General features: G+C 65.1%; 5 protein-coding genes and 1 pseudogene. All 6 read right to left on the minus strand.

What is annotated here, in order from left to right; all coding sequences use genetic code 11:
- Positions 1-80: 80 nt before the first annotated feature.
- Positions 81-1400 (minus strand): thymidine phosphorylase, encoded by a 1320-nt coding sequence (deoA, locus tag EOA36_RS26215; protein WP_127280031.1) that lies wholly within the window; start codon positions 1398-1400, stop codon positions 81-83.
- A complete protein-coding gene (locus tag EOA36_RS26220) occupies positions 1400-2209 on the minus strand; it encodes a purine-nucleoside phosphorylase (protein WP_127280032.1) in 810 nt (269 codons plus the stop codon). The genes deoA and EOA36_RS26220 overlap by 1 nt, the downstream gene beginning before the upstream one ends.
- A gap of 47 nt (positions 2210-2256) precedes the next feature.
- Positions 2257-2649 carry a cytidine deaminase gene (gene cdd, locus EOA36_RS26225; protein WP_127280033.1) on the minus strand — a complete coding sequence of 131 codons (393 nt, stop codon included), beginning with the start codon at positions 2647-2649 and terminating at the stop codon, positions 2257-2259.
- A gap of 53 nt (positions 2650-2702) precedes the next feature.
- Positions 2703-3674, minus strand: a complete 972-nt coding sequence (locus EOA36_RS26230; RefSeq protein ID WP_127280034.1) for an ABC transporter permease — start codon at positions 3672-3674, stop codon at positions 2703-2705.
- Position 3675: 1 nt separating this feature from the next.
- Positions 3676-4815 (minus strand): ABC transporter permease, encoded by a 1140-nt coding sequence (locus EOA36_RS26235; protein WP_127280035.1) that lies wholly within the window; start codon positions 4813-4815, stop codon positions 3676-3678.
- Positions 4812-5407 (minus strand): annotated as a pseudogene (locus EOA36_RS26240) (heme ABC transporter ATP-binding protein); the annotation flags it as partial. The gene EOA36_RS26235 and the pseudogene EOA36_RS26240, both read right to left, overlap by 4 nt.

Consider the following 5407-nt stretch of genomic DNA (forward strand, 5'->3'; position numbering starts at 1 on the left):
GATCGGTATGAGTTTTCTCAATCGGCTCGGCAAATACCAGGCCGAGAACGGCACGCTGCTGTTGGTTCAGTAGGGTGCAGTCAGCCGCGCGGCAGAATCCGCCGGATGACCGACTTGTCGGCGGACGGCTTCGAAGCACCGATCGCATAGGCTGAAAGCACCGCCGCGGCTGCCGCTTCGGCATCGGACGGTGAGCGGGCATGGATCAGCGCTAGCGCGTCTCCGGCTTTTACTTCCGCGCCTATGGGCAGCAGCCTGGTGATGCCGACGGCGGGATCTATCTTGTCGTCGGGCCGGGTGCGCCCGCCGCCCAGCCCGACCACGGCGAGGCCGATGTCGCGGGTGGCTATATTCGTGACGAAACCCTCTGTCGTCGCCTTGACGGCGAATTCCGTTGCCGCCTCGGGCAGGTATTTTTCCGGCTTCTCGATGAAATCGGCCGGACCGCCAAGCACGGTCACCATGCGCGCGAAGGTGGCGGCGGCACGGCCGCTGGCCAGCGTCTCGGTGGCGCGACGCATGCCGTCCTGGTTGGACGATACCAGCCCCGCCGACTGCAGCATTTCAGCGGCAAGCGCCAGCGTCACATCCTCCAGCCGCCGGTCACGCAAGCGGCCGGTCAGAAAATCGACGGCATTGCGCACCTCGACCGCATTGCCGGCGGCCGAGGCCAGCGGTTCGTTCATGCCGGTGATCAGCGCCGAGACCTTCAGCCCAGCCCCGCCGGCGACCTCGACCAGGCTGTTGGCGAGCGCGGTCGCATCACGGGATTTCTCCATGAAGGCGCCGTTGCCGACCTTGACGTCGAGCACCAGCGATTGCAGGCCCGCCGCGAGCTTCTTCGACAGGATCGATGCCGTGATCAGCGGCACCGATTCCACGGTTCCGGTCACGTCGCGGATAGCGTAGAGCCGGCGATCGGCGGGTGCCAGATCAGCGGTCTGGCCGATGATGGCGCAGCCCGTTTCCAGCACCGCCTTGCGGAACAGCGCGATGTCGGGCTGGCTGGTGTAGCCGGGAATGGCATCCATCTTGTCCAGCGTGCCGCCGGTATGGCCGAGGCCTCGGCCCGAGATCATCGGCACATAGGCGCCGCAGGCGGCGACGATCGGCGCCAGCATCAGCGAGACATTGTCGCCGACGCCGCCCGTCGAATGCTTGTCGGTGACGGGGCCTGGCAAATCCGACCAGTCGAGCACGTCGCCGGAATCGCGCATGGCAAGCGTCATCGCCACGGCCTCGTCGCGGTTCATGCCGTTGAAGAACACCGCCATGGCGAAGGCCGCGACCTGGCCGTCGGTTACGGTGCCCGACGTCACGCCGTCGATGAAGGCGGCGATCTCGTGAGGCGCCAGCCTGTGGCCGTCGCGTTTGTGACGGATGATTTCCTGTGGAAGCATCAGCTCTCCAGCAGCCCGTCACGGAACACGCGCTGCAGCACCGTTGCCAGCCGCGATCCGCCAACCGGCGCCATGTCCTTGGTTTCCTGGTGCGAAAGCTCGGCTCCGGTCATGCCAGCGGCCAAATTGGTGATGACCGAGCAGGCGGCGACGCGCAGACCGAGGAACCGGGCGAGAATGACTTCCGGCACGGTCGACATGCCGACGGCGTTGGCGCCCATGATGCGCGCCATGCGGATTTCGGCCGGCGTCTCGAAGCAAGGCCCCGAGAACCACATATAGACGCCCTTGTGCAGCGCTGTGCCTGTCGCCTTGGCCGCGCGTTCGATCGCGTCGCGGATGCCGGCATCGTAGGCTTCGGTCAGGCTGACGAAGCGGCGGTCGCTCGGCTCGCCGATCAGCGGATTGGTGCCGGAGAAGTTGATGTGATCGGTGAGCAGCATCACCGAGCCCGGCGGCATGTCCGGATCGACCGAGCCGGCTGCGTTGGTGAGGATCAGTTTCGTGATGCCGATGCCGGCAAGCACTTCCAGCACCGGCCGCATCGCCGCGGCGTTGCCATGCTCATAGTAGTGGGCGCGGCCGGACAACATCAGCACCGGAACGCCGGCAAACAGCCCGGCGACCACTTCGCCGGCATGGCCGCTGACACCGCTTCTGGGAAAGCCGGGCAGGGCGGCATAGGAGACGCGGATGGGATCCTCGATCCGGTCGACAAGGTCGCCCAGCCCCGAACCCAGCACCAGCGCGGTCGACGGCGCCAGGCCGTCCAGCCTTTCGATAAGATGGTCCAGCGCTTTTTCCGTCATCTCGGCCTACGCTTCATTTGAGCCAGCTTTGCATGTGAGCCAACGCGTCATTTGAGGATATCGCCGCGAAAGCCATAGGGCAGCATGTCGCCCATGGTCACGGTCTCGGCCACGCCGGTGTTGTCGCAGAGGTAGAGTTTCGTTTCCGGGCGGCAGAATTCGGCCAGCCGCTGACGGCAGCCGCCACACGGCGAGCATTTGGCCATGCGTTCGGCAAGGACGGCGATTTCCACGATCTTGCCGCCGCCGCCCATGATGTAGTGGCCAAGCGCGGTGGTCTCGGCGCACCAGCCCTCGGGATAAGAGGCGACCTCGATGTTGGCGCCGGTGAAGACGCGCCCGTCCTCGGTGCGCAAGGCGGCACCCACCGGGAATTTCGAATAGGGCGCATAGGCCTTGGCCATGGCGGCCTTGGCCGCTTCGAACAGATCATGCGACATTCAGGTGTTCTCTCCGATGATCGTGTCCAAAACCCGGCGTGGGGAGTCTTGTCCTAGCGTTCCTTGACGTAAGGCACGCCGCCGGCGCGCGGCGGGATGGCCTTGCCGATGAAGCCGGCGAGCAAGATGACGGTCAGCACATAAGGCAGCGCCTGCATGAACTGCACCGACACCTTGCCGACAATGGGCAGCGGTGTCCCCTGCAGGCGGATCGACGCCGCATCGAGGAAACCGAACAGCAGGCATGCGAACATGGCGTTGACCGGTTTCCATTTGGCGAAGATCAGCGCGGCCAGCGCGATGTAGCCCTTGCCCGCCGTCATGTCCTTCACGAAGCCGCCATTCTGCACCATCGAAAGATAGGCGCCGGCGAACCCGGTCAGGATGCCGGTGCAGATCAGCGCCCGATAGCGCAGCCAGGCGACCGAGATGCCAGCCGTGTCGACCGCGGCCGGATTTTCGCCGACCGCGCGCAGCCTGAGGCCGAAGCGCGTGCGAAACAGCACCCACCAGGTGAACGGCACCATCGCAAAGGCGAAATAGACGAGGATCGAATGGCCGGAGATCAGTTCGGCGTAGATCGGGCCGATGATCGGCACGTCCCTGGCCGCGTCGGCGCCAGGCCAGATGATCGCCTCGAACCGCTCGCCGGGTTGCAGCGCCGGCGTGCGGCCACCCTGCTGGAACCAGGCCTGGCCGAGGATGATGGTCGATCCGGCGGCGACGAAGTTGATCGCCACGCCCGAAACGATCTGGTTGCCGCGATGGGTGATCGAGGCAAAGCCGTGCACCAGCGCGAAAGCGACAGAGATCAGGACCGCCATGCCGAGACCGATAAGCGCCGAGTGGAACACGGAAGCCGCGGCAGCGCCCGCGAAGGCGCCGACCAGCATCTTGCCTTCGAGGCCGATGTCGAAAATGCCGGCCCGCTCCGAATAGAGGCCGGCGAGGCAGGCAAGCAGCAGCGGCACCGACAGGCGGATGGTCGAGTCCAGCACCTGGATGATTGCGTTGAAGATGTCCATCTCAGGCGCCCTTCCCGTTGACAGCCTGCATGCCCACCGATTTCGGGCTGAACGAGGCGAACAGAGCCTGGATATAGGGCCTGAACATGTGCTCCAGCGCGCCGGCGAAAAGGATGACCAGGCCTTGAATGATGACGATCATGTCGCGGCTGATCGCCGGCATCTCGAAGGCGAGTTCGGCGCCGCCCTGGTAGAGCATGCCGAACAGGATCGCCGCCAGCACGATGCCGACCGGATGCAGGCGGCCCATCAGCGCCACCGCGATGCCGACGAAGCCGGCGCCCGAGACGAAGTCGATCGCGACATTGTGCTGGTCGCCCATCACCGGGTTGAGCGCCATCATGCCGGCCAGCGCGCCCGAGATCATCATGGCGGTGATGATGATGCGCGTTTCCGAAATGCCGGCATAGCGGGCCGCCTTCGGGCTGTGGCCATAGGTGCGCATCTCGTAGCCGAGCCTGGTGCGCCAGATCAGCAGCCAGACCAGGAAGGCCATCGCCAGCGCCAGCAGGAAGCAGATATTGAGCGGGGCCGAGCGGATCTTGGCGCCGAACAGTTCGATGATCCAGTTGAGCTTCGGCAGTTCGGCGCCGGCGAGGAAGTTGCGCGTCTGCGGCGCCTGCGACCCTGCCGGTTTCAGCGGACCGACCAGCAGGTAGACCATGATCGAGGCGGCGATGAAGTTGAACATGATCGTCGTGATGACGATGTGCGAGCCGCGCTTGGCCTGCAGGTAGGCGGGGATCAACGCCCACAACGCGCCCACGAGCGCCGAGGCCACGATGGCCAGCGGAAAAGTCAGCCACCAGGGCAGTGTACTGTCGAAGGAAAGACAGACGATGGCGATGCCGAGGCCGGCGATGTAGGCTTGGCCCTCGGTGCCGATGTTGAACAGGCCGCAATGTGCCGCCACCGCCACCGAAAGCCCGGTGAATATGAAGGTCGTGGCATAGAAGAGGGTGAAGGCGATGCCTGTTCCCTTGCCGAAGGCGCCTTCGACCAGGATGACGGCGGCGCGGAACGGGTTTTCGCCGACCAGCATGACGACGAAGCCGGCGACGATGAAGGCGACCGACAGGTTGATCAGCGGGATCAGCCCGTAGTCGGCCCAGGCCGGCAATTTGGCGTAAGGCGTGCTCATTGCGCGGCCTCCTGATGCTCGACACCGGCCATCAGCAGGCCAAGCTCGCCTTCGGTCGCCTCGGGGCCGCGCTCGCCGACGATGCGGCCGGCAAACATCACCAGGATGCGATCGGAGAGCGAACGGATCTCGTCGAGTTCGACCGAGACCACCAGCACCGCCTTGCCCTGGTCGCGCATGGCGATCAGGCGCTTGTGGATGAATTCGATGGCGCCGACATCGACGCCGCGCGTCGGCTGGCCGACGATCAGCACGCCGGGGTCCTGTTCGATTTCGCGCGCGAGCACGATCTTCTGCTGGTTGCCGCCGGAAAAATTGGCCGTCTTCAGGCGCGGATTGCCGGGACGAATGTCGTATTTCTCGATCTTGTCCTTGGCATCGGCCATGATGGCGTCGATGTTGAGGAACGGTCCCCTGAGGTAACGGGGATCGTCGTGGTAGCCGAGGATGGAATTCTCGTTTTCCTCGAAAGCCAGCACCAGCCCGACATGATGGCGGTCTTCCGGCACGTGGGCGAGGCCGCGGTCACGCAATTCGCCGGGATCGGCCTTGCCGGTGAGATCGATCGGCTTGCCCTCGAGCATCACGGAAC

The sequence above is a fragment of the Mesorhizobium sp. M8A.F.Ca.ET.021.01.1.1 genome, assembly GCF_003998025.1.
Lineage (GTDB): Bacteria > Pseudomonadota > Alphaproteobacteria > Rhizobiales > Rhizobiaceae > Mesorhizobium.